Source organism: Phycicoccus flavus, from assembly GCF_004025965.2.
GTDB lineage: Bacteria > Actinomycetota > Actinomycetes > Actinomycetales > Dermatophilaceae > Phycicoccus > Phycicoccus flavus.
Genome location: NZ_SAYU02000090.1, coordinates 1 through 14,019 on the forward strand (window position 1 = coordinate 1; position 14,019 = coordinate 14,019).

Annotated in this window: 10 protein-coding genes; 7 read left to right on the plus strand and 3 right to left on the minus strand. The window is 74.5% G+C overall.

The window, feature by feature from the left end; translation table 11 throughout:
- Positions 1-1,410: CCA tRNA nucleotidyltransferase (locus tag EPD83_RS18390; RefSeq protein ID WP_322095805.1), on the minus strand; the 1,410-nt coding region annotated here is incomplete at its 3' end.
- Positions 1,411-1,506: 96 nt separating this feature from the next.
- On the opposite strand from EPD83_RS18390, the gene EPD83_RS18395 reads away from it, so the two are divergent.
- The 7 genes from EPD83_RS18395 to trxA all read left to right on the plus strand — a co-directional run bounded on the left by EPD83_RS18395 (position 1,507) and on the right by trxA (position 9,643).
- Positions 1,507-1,998 (plus strand): NUDIX hydrolase, encoded by a 492-nt coding sequence (locus EPD83_RS18395; RefSeq protein WP_128368242.1) that lies wholly within the window; start codon positions 1,507-1,509, stop codon positions 1,996-1,998.
- Positions 1,995-3,644 (plus strand): murein biosynthesis integral membrane protein MurJ, encoded by a 1,650-nt coding sequence (gene murJ, locus EPD83_RS18400; protein WP_165566976.1) that lies wholly within the window; start codon positions 1,995-1,997, stop codon positions 3,642-3,644. Before EPD83_RS18395 ends, murJ begins: the two co-directional genes overlap by 4 nt.
- Before the next feature lie 72 nt (positions 3,645-3,716).
- A complete protein-coding gene (locus tag EPD83_RS18405; RefSeq protein WP_164896573.1) occupies positions 3,717-6,356 on the plus strand; it encodes a protein kinase family protein in 2,640 nt (879 codons plus the stop codon).
- A 109-nt stretch (positions 6,357-6,465) separates the two neighbouring features.
- The gene (gene sigM, locus EPD83_RS18410) at positions 6,466-7,023 is read left to right on the plus strand and encodes an RNA polymerase sigma factor SigM (RefSeq protein WP_235950715.1); all 558 of its coding nucleotides are present in this window, start codon (positions 6,466-6,468) and stop codon (positions 7,021-7,023) included.
- A 115-nt stretch (positions 7,024-7,138) separates the two neighbouring features.
- Complete coding sequence (locus EPD83_RS18415) at positions 7,139-8,071, plus strand: hypothetical protein (RefSeq protein ID WP_128368478.1); 933 nt, start codon at positions 7,139-7,141, stop codon at positions 8,069-8,071.
- A gap of 157 nt (positions 8,072-8,228) precedes the next feature.
- Entirely contained in the window at positions 8,229-9,158 is a 930-nt protein-coding gene (gene trxB / locus EPD83_RS18420; RefSeq protein WP_165566977.1) for a thioredoxin-disulfide reductase, read from the plus strand.
- Between the two features lie 158 nt (positions 9,159-9,316).
- Entirely contained in the window at positions 9,317-9,643 is a 327-nt protein-coding gene (gene trxA, locus EPD83_RS18425; protein ID WP_165566978.1) for a thioredoxin, read from the plus strand.
- A 213-nt stretch (positions 9,644-9,856) separates the two neighbouring features.
- Here trxA and EPD83_RS18430 read toward each other — a convergent pair whose 3' ends face one another.
- Complete coding sequence (locus EPD83_RS18430) at positions 9,857-10,936, minus strand: ParB/RepB/Spo0J family partition protein (protein WP_165566979.1); 1,080 nt, start codon at positions 10,934-10,936, stop codon at positions 9,857-9,859.
- The gene (locus EPD83_RS18435; protein WP_407676039.1) at positions 10,933-11,958 is read right to left on the minus strand and encodes a ParA family protein; all 1,026 of its coding nucleotides are present in this window, start codon (positions 11,956-11,958) and stop codon (positions 10,933-10,935) included. The genes EPD83_RS18430 and EPD83_RS18435 overlap by 4 nt, the downstream gene beginning before the upstream one ends.
- Between the last annotated feature and the right edge of the window lie 2,061 nt (positions 11,959-14,019).

Genomic DNA, 14,019 nt, shown 5'->3' on the forward strand with positions numbered 1-14,019 from the left:
GTCCTTGCCGACCGGACCGTCGTCGGTGCGCACCTGCAGGAGGTGCTTGTAGGCCCGGCCGAGCACGGGACCGGGGCTGATGCCGAGCACCTGCGCGATCTCGTTGCCGTCGAGCTCGGGGCGCAGCGCCTTGAACTCCTCCTCCGCCTGCAGCCGCTCGATCCGCACCTCGAGGTCGTCGTACGCGGCGGCCAGCCGGCGGGCCTTCTTGACGTTGCGGGTCGTGCAGTCGGCACGGGTCAGCCGGTGGAGCCGGGGCAGCAGGTCGCCGGCGTCGACCACGTAGCGGCGCACCGCGGAGTCCGTCCACTGGCCGTCGCCGTACCCGTGGAAGCGCAGGTGCAGCTCGACGAGGCGCGCCACCTTCCTCGTCGTGTCCTTGTCGAACCGCAGCGCCTTGAGCCGCTTGGCGACGAGCTTGGCGCCGACGACCTCGTGGTGGTGGAAGGACACCCCGCCGCCGGACTCGAAGCGGCGCGTCGCCGGCTTGCCGATGTCGTGGAGCAGCGCGGCGAGACGCAGGACGAGGTCCGGCCCGGGCACCGACTCCGGCGGGCCGTCCGACGGACCCTCGAGGTCCATGGCCTGCTCGAGGACGATCATCGAGTGGTCGTAGACGTCCTTGTGGCGGTGGTGCTCGTCGACCTCGAGTCGGAGGGCGGGCAGCTCCGGCAGGACGAGCTGCGCGATCCCGGACGCCACGAGCAGCTCGAGCCCGGCGCGCGGGTGCGCGGCGGTGAGCAGCTTGGAGAGCTCGTCGCGGACCCGCTCGGCGCTGACCCGCTCGATGGTGCCCGCGAGCTCGCCCATGGCCGCGAGGACGGCGGGGTCGGGGACGAAGCCGAGCTGGGCGACGAAGCGGGCGGCGCGCATCATCCGCAGCGGGTCGTCGCCGAAGGACACCTCGGGCGCGGTCGGGGTGCGCAGCACGGCGGCCTCGAGGTCGGCGAGCCCGCCGTGCGGGTCGACGAAGGCGATCTCGGGCAGCCGGACGGCCATGGCGTTGCACGCGAAGTCGCGACGGACGAGGTCGTCCTCGAGGCTGTCGCCGAACGCGACGACCGGCTTGCGGGTGACGCCGTCGTACTCGTCGGCCCGGTAGGTCGTCACCTCGACGACGTGCTCGCCGCGGCGCGCCCCGATGGTGCCGAAGGCCCGGCCCATGTCCCAGGTGGCGCTGCCCCAGTCGGCGAGGATGCGCTCGGTGTCGTCCGGACGGGCCGACGTCGCGAGGTCGAGGTCGCTGGCCGGCCGGCCGAGGAAGGCGTCGCGGACCGGCCCGCCGACGAGTGCGAGCTCGTGCCCCTGCGCCGCGAACCGCTCCCCCAGGTCGGTGAGCACCGGGAGCACGGGCGCGAGCTGGGCGACCGCCTGACGGAGCAGCGCGGCGGGCGGCGGGCGAGTGGACACGAGGGACAAGCGTAGGTGCAGCGACGGGTGCCCCCGACCGGCCGACCCCCGCCGCGGCACCGGTGTCCCGGGGACCCCACTCGTTACAGTGACGGGATGAGTCACGCCGCCGCCGACCCGACCGGGGTCCCCGCGCGGCGGCTCCCGGCGGTCGAGGAGCGCAGCGCCGGCGGGGTGGTCGTGGACGTGCACGAAGGGCGGGCCCGGATCGCCGTCATCGCCCGCCGCAACCGGGCCGGACGGGTCGAGTGGTGCCTCCCCAAGGGCCACATCGAGGGCGAGGAGTCACTGCCCGAGACCGCCGTCCGCGAGGTCGCGGAGGAGACCGGCATCGAGGGCAAGGTGCTCATCGAGCTCGGGACGATCGACTACTGGTTCGCCGCGGGCGACCGGCGGATCCACAAGTACGTCCACCACTACCTGCTCGAAGCCACCGGCGGCGTCCTCACCATCGAGAACGACCCCGACCACGAGGCCATCGACGTCGCCTGGCTGCCGCTGCAGGACGCGCACCGGCACCTCACCTTCCCCAACGAGCGGCGGATCGCCCGGCTCGCCTGGCAGCGCCTCGCCGGGGACGCGGGGTGAGCGCGCCGGCCCAGAGCATCGGACGCTCCGGGCTGGTCATGGCGGGAGGGACGCTCTTCAGCCGTGTCGCCGGCCTGGCCCGCACCTCGCTGCTCGCCTCGGTCATCGGCCTGTCCGGCCTCACCGCCGATGCCTTCACCGCGGCCAACCAGCTGCCCAACCAGTTCTACCTGCTCCTCGCCGGCGGCGCGGTGCAGGCCGTGCTCGTCCCGCAGATCGTCCGGGCCCGGCGCCGGCCGGACGGCGAGGAGTTCGTCAACCGGGTCGTCACCGTGTCCATCGTCTTCTTCGGCGTCGCCACGGTGCTGCTCACCGCGCTGGCCCCGCTCGTCGTCCGGATCTTCTACGGCCCCGAGGACCCGCAGGCCGTCCGCCTGGCCGTCGTCTTCGCGGTCGTCTGCATGCCGCAGCTCTTCTTCTACGGCATGTACACGGTGCTCGGGCAGGTGCTCACCGCCGCCGGACGCTTCGCGGCCTTCACCTGGGCGCCGGCGCTCGCCAACGTCGTCGCCGTCCTCGGCCTGCTGTGGTTCCGCGCCCTCGACGCGCCGCTCGCCGCCCCGCCGGGGGCCTGGACCGGCACGATGATCGCCGTCCTCGCCGGGACCGCGACCCTCTCGATCGTCGTCCAGATGCTCGGGCTGCTGCCGGCGCTGCGCCGGATGGGCTTCCGCTATCGCTGGCTCTGGGGGGTGCGCGGGCACGGGTTCGGCGAGATGGGCTCGATCGCGAAGTGGACCATCGGCTCGATCGCCGTCCAGCAGCTGGGCTTCGTCGTCACGAGCCAGGTGCTGACCCGCGCCGGCGCGGCCGGGGTCCGCCAGGGCGAGAGCGTCCCGACCCTCACGACGCTGACCAACGCCCAGTTCATCGTCTACCTGCCGCACGGTCTGGTCACGGTCTCGCTCATCACCGCCCTCTACACGCGCCTGTCCGAGGCCGCCGCCGTCGGCGACCACGCCGCCGTCCGGCGCTACCACCAGCAGGGGATGCTCATGCCGTCCGTCCTGCTCGTGCCGGGCGTCGCCTTCCTCTTCGCCTTCGCCCCGCTCGTCGCGAGCACGCTGTTCTTCAGCCTCACCCTCACCCAGACCGCGCAGCTGGCGCTCGTGCTCTCGGGCATCGTCTGGCTCGTCATCCCGATGGGCTGGGGCTTCCTCAACGACCGGGTCCTCTACGCGCAGACCCAGACCTACCTCACCTTCCGGATCCAGTGCGTCGTCACGGCCACGGCGGCCACCATCGCGTTCGCCGCGGCCTTCATCCGGCCCGGGCTCAGCGCCGTGGTCGTCGGTGCCGGCCAGGCCTTCGCCTACCTCGTGGGGTCGGTCGTCGGGTTCGTCGTCCTGCGCCGGCAGCACGGGCCGCTCGGGCTGCGGGCCATCGGGCTGACCTACGTCCGGCTCGCCGTCCCCGCCGCCGTCGTCGCCGCGGTCCTGGCCCTGCTGCTGCACCTCGTGCTCCCCGGCACCGGGGCCCAGCGCGGGCCGAGCGCGCTGCTGGAGGGGGCGGTGGTCCTCGGGGTCCTCGGCGTGCTCCAGCTGGCGGGCACCTGGGCCGCCGCGCACGTCCTCGGGGTCGAGGAGGTCCGGCAGCTGCTCGCGCCCGTGCTCCGGCGCGTGCGGGGAGGGTCGCCGTCCAGGTGAACGCCCTAGGATGGGCCGACCTCGCCGCGTGAAGGGTGGGGCAGCCGTGACGGACGAGCGAAGGGAGCCGCGGTGAAGGGTGTGGGACCCGGCACCGTCCTCGGGGGGCGCTACTCGGTCCAGCAGCGCGTGGCGCAGGACCGCGGCACCGAACGCTGGACCGCCGACGACACGACGCTCGGCCGCCAGGTGTCGGTGCTCGTCACCGCCGCCGACGACCACCGCGCCGCCGCCTTCGTCGACGCCGCCCGCCGCGCCGCGTCGGTCTCGCACGCCGTGCTCGTCCGCATCCTCGACGTCGGGCAGGACGAGGACGTCGCGTTCGTCGTCGAGGAGCTGCTCGACGACGCCCGCAGCCTGGGCCGGCTCGTCACCGAGGGCGGCATCCCCGGCGACGAGGTGCGCCGCATCACCGGCGAGGTCGCCTCCGCCCTGGAGTCGGCCCGCCAGCGCGGCATGCACCACCTCGACCTCACCCCCGACGACGTCCTGCGCACCACCGACGGCGAGATCCGGGTCCGCGGCCTCGAGACCGCCGGCGTGCGGGCCGGCGAGGACGGCCTGCACCCCGACGAGGCCGCGCGGCGCGACGCCGTGGGCGTCGTCGCCCTCGCCTACGCCGGGTTCACCGGACTGTGGCCGCTCGGCGCCGGGGGCGCCGGGCTCGCGCCCGCGCCGCGGGTGCCGGGCGGCGTCGCGTCGCCGTCCGAGATCGCCGCCGGCGTCCCGCGCGACATCGACGCCATCTGCCGGCTCACCCTCAACGACGACCAGGGTCCGACGACGCCCGGCGACTACGCCCGGCAGGTCGCGCCCTGGCCCTCCCGGCAGGTCGTCGGCCGACCCGTCGTGCCCGCCATCACCCCCGAGGCTCCGGTGGCCGACACGATCGTCCACCCCGTCGGTCCGGGTGTCCCCGCCCGCTCGCAGGCCACCGCCCCGCGCGGCGCCACCGCGCCCGCCCGACGTCCCGGTGCCGGCGGTGCCGGCGCCGGTGCCGCTGCTGGGGCGGCCGGGGGCGCCGCGGTCGCCGGAGCCGCCGGAGCCGCCGGGGCGAGTGCCCGGTCGTCGACGCCGCCGACCGCTCCGGGTGCACCGCCGGCCGACACCCCGGACCGGGCCGACGGGTCCGAGCCGCCCGGTGGCCCGTCGGTGGCGGCGGCTCCCGCCGAGCCCGAGAACCCGCGCCGCCCCGCGGACTTCATGCCCCCGCGCGGCGCCGCCGACGCGACGGCCGCCCTCCCGGCCCTGGACGCGCTCGACGACGGCGACGCCGAGCCCGCGGCCACCCCCGACCCGGGTCCTCAGCGCCCCCCGGCGCCCGAGTGGCTCGCCGCCGGTGACGACCCGTTCACGGACCGCTCCGGCACGGACGACGAGGAGCAGAACGCCGGGCGCACCGCCGCGGCGGAGGTCGTCGCCGGGGCCACGGCCGGCGCCGGGTCCGCCGGCGCGGCCGCCCCCGGGTCGTCGGCCAGTGCGCTGGGCGCGAGCATCGCCGGGGCCGCCGCCGGCGCGGGGGCCGCCGCCGGCCGCGCCGCGTCCCGGGCCTCGGCCTGGTTCGCGGCCCGCACCGAGGCCAGGTCCGCCGAGCGGGACGACGACCTCGACGAGGACGAGTACGGCGAGGACGACGCGGACGGCGGCTCGCCGTGGCGCGAGCCGGTCTCGCGCGACCGCCAGGACGACGACGCCGACTGGGACGGTGGCTGGGACCGGTCCGGCTGGGGTGGGGGCTGGGACGACCGGTCCGACCCCGGCGACCGCGGCCACGGTCCGGACGACGAGCACCCCGTCCGGCCCGACGGGGACGTGGGTCGTGGTGGGGCGCTGGTTCCCGCGGGTCACGACGGCGACCGCGACCGCGGCCTCGCGGCGCGCGAGGCCTTCGCCGGCGGCGGGACCCTCGGGGCCGTGAGCACCCGGGTCAGCGGGCTCGCCCGCCGCGCCGTCGACAAGGTCTCGGAGCTGAGCCCGGACACCGAGCGTCCGGCACCCAGCGAGTTCGACGACGACGCGCCGGCGTCCATGGTGCCCGCCGAGCCGCTGAGCCGGGACGAGTCCAAGCTCGCCCTCGGGATCGTCGTCGCCTTCCTCGTCTTCGCCCTCGTCATCGGCATCGTCGGCATCAAGCAGATCGGCTCGCGGACCAACCTCGGTCTCGACGGCGGCCTCGGGCCCTCCGCGTCCCCGAGCGCGGGCGCGACCCCGGGCGCCTCGGGGGCGTCGGCGTCGCCCTCCGGCAGCGAGAGCGGGTCCGAGGAGTCCGCCGCGAGCCCCGAGCCGCTGGCCATCCTCAAGGTCTCCGCCTACGACCCGCTCGGCGACCAGTCGGAGAACGACTACCTCACCCCGAAGACCTACGACGGCGACACCTCGACCGGCTGGTTCTCCGAGACCTACCTCACCGACGACTTCGGCGGGCTCAAGGAAGGGGTGGGCCTCATCGTCGACCTCGGGCCGAACAAGAAGCCGCAGGAGGTCGAGCTCGACATCCCCGCGCCGTGCGACTTCGAGGTCTACGTCGGCAAGAACCCCGAGCTGGACGGCGCGAAGAAGATCGGCGAGGAGAAGGACGCCGACGGCGAGCTGACGTTCGACGTCCCGAAGAAGGTGTCCGGGCAGTACATCATCGTGTGGTACACCGGGCTGCACGTCGACGACAACGGGAAGCGGCGGGCCTGGCTCGACGAGGTCGTCGTCTCCGGCTGACCAGGAGGGCGAAGTGCCGACGCAGGACCACGGCTCGGCCGCGGGCGGGGAGGGCTCGCGCCGACCGCCGGACCCCGGGGCGTCCGTCACCGAGCTCGACGACGCCGCGCTGCTCGCCCGGCACGTCGCCGGCGACGGCGGGGAGGCGTTCGGCGAGCTGTTCCGGCGGCACCGCGACCGCATGTACGCCGTGGCCGTGCGCACCTGCGGGCGCCCCGAGCTCGCCGCCGACGCCGTCCAGGAGGCGTTCGTGTCCGCCTTCCGGCGGGCCGACAGCTACCGCGGCGACGCAGCGGTGACCACCTGGCTGCACCGGATCGTCGTCAACGCCTGTCTGGACCGGCTACGGCGCGAGAAGAACGTCAGCGTCCGGCGCGCGGGCGACGTCGCGGACATCGACCTCCCGGACCGGCACGACCACCACGCCGCCACGGAGACGGCCATCGTCGTGCGCGCGGCGCTCGCGCGGATCCCGGAGGCGCAGCGGTCGGCGCTCGTCCTCGTCGACATGCAGGGCATGTCCGTCGCCGAGGCCGCCGAGGTGCTCGGGGTCGCCCAGGGCACGGTGAAGTCGCGCTGCTTCCGGGGTCGGGAGGCCCTTGCGGCGATCCTGAGACCGTCCACAGCGGAGGCCGACGACGCCACGGAACCCCAGGAGGCGTCGTGACGTCCCACCCCCGGTCCCGCGGCGTGGCCCCGCCGCGTCCGCGTGACCACCATCCGTCCGCCCCCCTCCCCTCCCCCCTCGTCCGACCCGTCCACGGCCCCCGTCGGAGCAGCGCGTGAACCACCCCCACGACGACCGCGACCCGATCGAGCACGATCCCACCGGGATGCGTGCCCTGCTCGGGAGCCTGCCCGACCCCGCACCCATGCCGGCCGACCTCGTCGAGCGCATCTCCGCGGCCCTGGCCGACGAGGTGCGCGTGCGCGACGGCTGGGCGGCCCCGGACTGCCCGCCCGAGCTCCGGGCCGACGACGACGGGTCCCGGGTCGGGATGGCCGCGCCCGGCCCGTCGGGCGTGGGTGCCGCCGCGGCGTCGCCCGGGGCGCCGGGACGGGGACGCTCCTCGTCCGACCCCACCCCGGGGACCGTGCTCCCGCTGCGCCGCCGCTCGGGCCTGCGGGCCCTGGCCGCCGCGGCCGCCGTCGTCGGCGTCCTCGGCGCGGCCGGGCTGGTCGTCGAGACGACCCGGCCGGGCGGTCTGCAGGCGGCGCTCGGCATCGCGGGGACGGACGGCGGCTCCGCGTCCGACGAGTCCGCGGCCGGCGGCGCCACCTCGGACGCCGGGGGTGCGGGGCCCGCCTCCCCGCAGGTGCTGGCGGCCGACGCCTCCCTCGGCGTCGAGGTCTACGCGGACGGCGGGTCGCTGACCGCGGCGCAGCTGGGCGACCACGCGGCCGCCCTGCCCGTCGTGCTGCCCGACGGCGTCGCCGCCGCCGGCCCCGAGCCGTCCGGTGCTCCGGCTCCGACGACCGACGCCGCGGCGCGCAAGGCCCGCGTCGCCGACCCGGCAGCGGCGCGTGCGTGTGCCACCGCTCTCGGGGTCCCGGCCGACGCCGGGGTCGCCGTGCAGCTGGCCCTCGTCGACGACACCCGGGCCGCGGTGGTCGTCGCGACCTCCTCGGACGGCGCCCGGACCGCCTGGGCCGTCGCCCGCGGCTGCCGACCGGGGGCCCCGCAGGTGCTCGCCGGACCGGTGCGGGTGCCCTGACACCGTCTGACCGCACCGGGTCCGCGGCAGCGCCGGGAGAGCGCCGTGGAGGTCGGCGGGGCGACGACGGGCGGGAACAACGCGGGCCTAGGATCGGTTCCGACAGCACCGTATGTAGCGGTCCGCCGCCGCCTCGACCCCCACAGGATGTGTTCTCGTGACCTCCGACGTTCGCAACGTCATCATCGTCGGCTCCGGCCCCGCGGGCTGGACCGCGGCCGTGTACGCCGCGCGCGCCAACCTCGAGCCCCTCGTCATCGAGGGTGCGGTCACCGCCGGCGGCGCCCTGATGAACACCACCGAGGTCGAGAACTTCCCCGGTTTCCGGGACGGCATCATGGGCCCGGACCTCATGGAGAACATGCGCGCGCAGGCCGAGCGGTTCGGCGCCGAGATCGTCACCGACGACGTCGAGCACGTCGAGCTCGAGGGCGACGTCAAGCTCGTCCGCGACTCGGCGGGCAACGAGTACCACGGCCGGGCCGTCATCCTCGCGATGGGCTCGGCCTACCGCGAGCTCGGGCTGCCCGACGAGAAGCGGCTGTCCGGGCACGGGGTGTCGTGGTGCGCTACCTGCGACGGGTTCTTCTTCCGCGACCAGGACATCGCCGTCGTCGGTGGTGGCGACTCCGCGATGGAGGAGGCCACGTTCCTCACGAAGTTCGCGCGCTCGGTGACCGTCGTCGTCCGGCGTGACGAGCTGCGGGCCAGCAAGATCATGGCCGAGCGCGCCACCGCGAACGAGAAGATCCGGTTCGCCTGGAACAGCGCCGTCGACGCCATCCACGGCGACGGCAAGGTCTCGGGGATCACGCTGCGCGACACCGTGACCGGTGACACCCGCGACATCGACGTCAGCGGTCTCTTCATCGCGATCGGCCACGACCCGCGCAACGAGCTGGTCAAGGGCGTCGTCGACCTCGACGCCGAGGGGTACGTCCTCGTCGACGGCCGGACCTCGAAGACCAACGTCGACGGCGTCTTCGCCTGCGGAGACCTCGTCGACCACACCTACCGGCAGGCCATCACCGCGGCCGGCTCGGGCTGCGCCGCCGCTCTCGACGCGGAGCGCTTCCTGGCCCACTGACCCCACGCCCCGCACCACGACGCGCTGTCGGACCGGGCAGTCATGCTGGTCCGAGCGCCGTCCCCGGCCCCCGCGCCACTTCCGGTGGTCCGCCCCCCCCGTCCACCCCTCCCGACCCCGCACCGCGCCCGTCCCGGGCCATCGAAAGGACACCTGCCATGGCTGATGTGAGCACGACCTCCGACGACACCTTCGACGCCGACGTCATCCAGAGCGACAAGCCCGTGCTCGTCGACTTCTGGGCGCCCTGGTGCGGGCCGTGCCGTGCGGTCGCCCCGGTGCTCGAGGAGATCGCGCGTGACCACGGGGACAAGGTCTCGGTCGTCAAGCTGAACACCGACGAGAACCCCCAGGTCACCGGGCGGCTCGGCATCACGAGCATCCCGACGATGCACGTCTACCAGGGTGGCGAGATCGTCAAGACCATCATCGGCGCCAAGCCCAAGCCGGTTCTCCTGCGCGAGCTGGAGCCGTTCCTCGGCTGAGACATCACCTGCCGGACCGGCCCCGCTGACGACGGGGACTCGGGTCCTGGCGTGCAGCGGGCCCGGACCGGTGACGGTCCGGGCCCGCTGCGTCGCCGACAGGGTGTTCGACGGGCGTGGCCCGGTGCCTGACGCCGTGGACGGATGTCAGTTCCGTTGCGACACAGTCGCTCTCACGGGACCGGGATCGTGCCGGTGGGCGCTCCTCAGTCCTCAGTCACCGTCACGCAGGCGCATGACGTCGAGGATGCGGTTGAGGTCCTCGACGGACGCGAACTCCACCGTGAGCCGGCCCTTGCGCTGACCCAGCGCGATCCGGACCCGCGTCTCGAGGCGGTCCGAGAGGTCGGCGGCCAGGTCGTCGAGCTGGGGACGCCGGCCACCGGGGCGCGGCCTGGAGCGGCGGGTGGCCGCAGGGGTCTCGTCGTCGCCGAGGGCCACGATCTCCTCGACGCTACGCACCGAGAGCCCCTCGGCCACGATGCGCTGCGCGAGCCGCTCCTGGTCGGCGCCGTCGTCGAGCCCCAGCAGTGCCCGGGCGTGACCGGCGCTGAGGACGCCGGCGGCCACCCGTCGGGCGACGGCCGGCGGCAGCCGCAGGAGCCGCAGGGTGTTGGAGATCTGGGGACGCGACCGGCCGATGCGCCCGGCGAGCTCCTCCTGGGTGCAGCCGAAGTCGTCGAGGAGCTGCTGGTAGGCGGCGGCCTCCTCCAGCGGGTTGAGCTGACTGCGGTGCAGGTTCTCCAGGAGGGCGTCGCGCAGCAGCGCGTCCTCCTCGGTGATCCGGACGATCGCCGGGATCGTCTCCTTGCCCGCCTCCCGGGACGCACGCCAGCGCCGCTCGCCCATGATGAGCTCGAAGCGCACCTGCCCGGTCTCGTCGACGTGGGGGGCCGGCCGGACGACGACCGGCTGGAGGACACCGATCTCCCTGATCGAGTGGACGAGCTCGGCGAGCGCGTCCTCGTCGAAGACCTCCCGCGGCTGGCGCGGGTTGGGCCGGATGGCATCGAGCGGCAGCTCGGCGAACTCCGCCCCCGGGACCGGCTGCAGCACCGGGCCGTCCGTCGTCGTCTCACCCACGGTGGTCGTCTGGGTGTCACCGCGGTCGCCGTTCTCCCCCGCCGACGGGTCGGTGGCCGGACCAGGACCGGCGGGGACGTTCGCCGGGTCGGTCGGCGAGGTCGCCGCGTCGCGGTCCCGGAAGAAGACGTCGACCGGGCGGTCCGTCGCCGGCTGGCTGGGGATGAGGGCGCCGAGGCCGCGCCCCAGGGCACGCCGCTTCTCGCTCATGCGGACTCCTCCGTGGTGGCCGCGACGCCCCGCTCGGCGAGCTCGACGGCCGCCTCGAGGTAGGACAGCGCACCGCTGCTGTTCGGGTCGTAGGTGATGACGGTCTGCCCGTGGCTCGGGGCCTCGGAGATGCGCACCGAGCGCGGCACCGTGGCCTTGAGGGTCTGCGCCGAGAAGTGCGTGCGCACCTCCTCGGCGACCTGGGCGGACAGGCGCGTCCGGGCGTCGAACATCGTCAGCAGGATGGTCGAGACGTGGAGCGCGGGGTTGAGGTGGCTGCGGATCAGCTCGATGTTCTTGAGCAGCTGCGACAGGCCCTCGAGGGCGTAGTACTCGCACTGGATCGGGATGAAGACCTCGGTCGCCGCGACGAACGCGTTGACGGTGAGCAGCCCGAGACTGGGCGGACAGTCGACGAGCACGTAGTCGAGGGGGTCCCCGGCCGCGGTGCGCCGCTCGACGTACGCGGAGACGGCCTTCTGGAGGCGCGTCTCGCGCGCCACCAACGAGACGAGCTCGATCTCGGCGCCGGCCAGGTCGATGGTCGCCGGAGCGCACAGCAGGCGCGGGATGTCGGGGCAGGGCCGGACGACCCCGTCCAGCGGGTCCCCGTCGACGAGCACGTCGTAGATGCTCGGCACCTCGGCGTGGTGGTCGACGCCGAGTGCCGTGCTGGCGTTGCCCTGCGGGTCGAGGTCGACGACGAGCACGGTGCTCCCGGCCTGCGCGAGCGCCGCTGCGATGTTGACCGTCGTCGTCGTCTTGCCGACTCCGCCCTTCTGGTTCGCGACCGTGAGGATCCGCGTACGCGCGGGACGAGGGATGGTCCTGCCGCTGAGCGTGATGCGCTTGCGGGCGTCCGCGGCCACGGCTTGCGCGAGGGGCGTGTGGGCGTCGGCTCCGGGGATCGATGCGGCGATGGCGGCGCGCTCCTCAGTGTCGTCGGTGACCGTGGCGGTGGCTTCGAGCGTGGCGGCGACCTCGGCGGCCACGTCGGCGAGACGACCGGGACGGCCGTCCACCACCGGGTCGTTCGGGGACGCGTCGGACGCGTGGGACGGGCCGGACGCCGCCGGAACGGGGGTCGGCTGGGGGTCCGACGTCATGCCGTCCTCGGGATGAGCGGTCGCACCGTCGTCGCGCGTGGCGGCAGCGTCGTCCATCCGCGCAGAGCCGTCCTCCGGTGCGGCAGCTCGCGGGACGGGCTCGCCCCCCGGGGTGCCCTCGGCCGGCTCTGTTTCACGTGAAACGGGGGTTGGGGTGCGAGCGGACATCGGTGTTTCACGTGAAACGGGGGTCGGCCAGCCCAAATTCGGATCGGTCGCTCCGGGAGACCTGGGAAACCCCAGACCCGGAGCCACGGACTGCGCCCCTGCGCCGCCGTTCGCTGTCGCCACCTACAACCTCCTCGAGAACCGGGGCCCATCCAACCCCAGGAGGGGTCGACACGCCAAAGCCCGATCGCGGTCTGTGGACAGCCGCGCTACTCGTCTTCTCAGGCGTCTCCTGGCCACGGCTCGCGGGTCGTGCTCGCGGTTTCCGGCTCTGTGGTCAGACCGTCCCCGCGTCCACACCGCCCGACCGTTGCCGCCCCACACAGGCGGCCCCGAGCAGTGGATCCTCCGGCGCGCTCTTTCGGTTGACGAGCCCAACTCTGCGGTGTTTCACGTGAAACGATCATGACTCGAACTCCGCGTCGGGCTCCTCCCCTCGTCACTCACCGGCGCACCACGGTCCGACGTTCCCCGGTACTGATCGGCGTCAGACCCATCGTCTGTTCACGTGCTGCGACAGCGTGGTTCGACGTCGCCGCTCCCGACTGAGGCCCGAGCGAGGCCGCAGCAGCAGGCGGGGCGCCGGCCAGGGTGTCTCTTTCAGCAGCAGCCTGTCATCGGGACGCCACGTGGGTCCGAGATCTGGTACGTGGTCCAGACGCCCTCTCCCCTCCTGCGCACGCCACCACGCCCCGTGTCCCGGGAGGACGCCTGCGGGCGGACCTCATCCCCGAGTTCGGGGTGGCGCTGACGTCTGTGCAACTGCGGTCAGGTCACGCTGCACCCCGGTCGCCCCGCATGCCCGCACGACTTCTCGACGTCGCTGCACCCCGACGAGCCATGCTCCCCCTCGCCCCTGGCGATGACGATCGGGGGCCTCGACTCGGACCGCACTCCCTCCGGGCGCCGCCATGCCGAGCGGATCAAACGGCAGTGAGCGTGTTTCACGTGAAACATCGTCCGCCATCCCCCATCAGTCAATCGTCGTTGATGTCCGCCGGCCGACGACGCCCCGCGCGCGTCCCCTCATCGCCGTCGTCACGCCATGGCCCCTCCGACGAGCCGAGGTACGCCGTCGGTCGCGCCGACGCACGCTGACGGCGTTGCGGGGCATCGAGTCCTCTGTCCGAACCCGCAGGGCAGCGGGCACCCGTCGCGGCTCGGAGGGGGCGCGCTCCATCCGGAAGGTGGTCCGCGGGCCGCGTCCGCCGACCGTGTGTCGCCCTCGGCGTCAGCGCGCCGAGTCGGCCGGACTGTCGCCGCAGCCCGGAACGTCCGTCCGCGCCTGACGTGTCACCCATGAGCGCGGCCGGGCGAGGGCCTCGGTCCGCGCGGTCCTGGTGGGACGCCGGGGCAGGAGGAAGGGTCGAGGTCCTCCTCGCCCCGACACGGCCACCCACACCGGCGACGACACCGTCACAGCGGGACACCGGGGGAGGAGGAGATGTCCTGCCGTCGTCGACCCGAGACCGACGCCGGCACGGCCGACGAGACCGTCACACCCTGACACCCCGGTGGTGGTGCAGTCGTGGCCGGTGACATCCGAGCCCGACACCCGAGGCTCCGGTGGGATGCCCGCGGAGCGCGGCGACGGTCCCCAGCCGACGGCTCGAGGGCGACGCGCCGACGGTCCCGTCGAGCGGCAGGCGCGGTCCTCGCGTGGCACCGGCACCGGCACCGGCACCGGCACCGGCACGCTCATCGTGGTGGATAAGGCCCGCCGCCGGCGTCCCTCCGCTCATCGTGCCGGACAAGGCCCGCCGCCCCGAGAGCTCCTCTCTCCGTCACCGGGCCCTTCCGGTTCGGGGC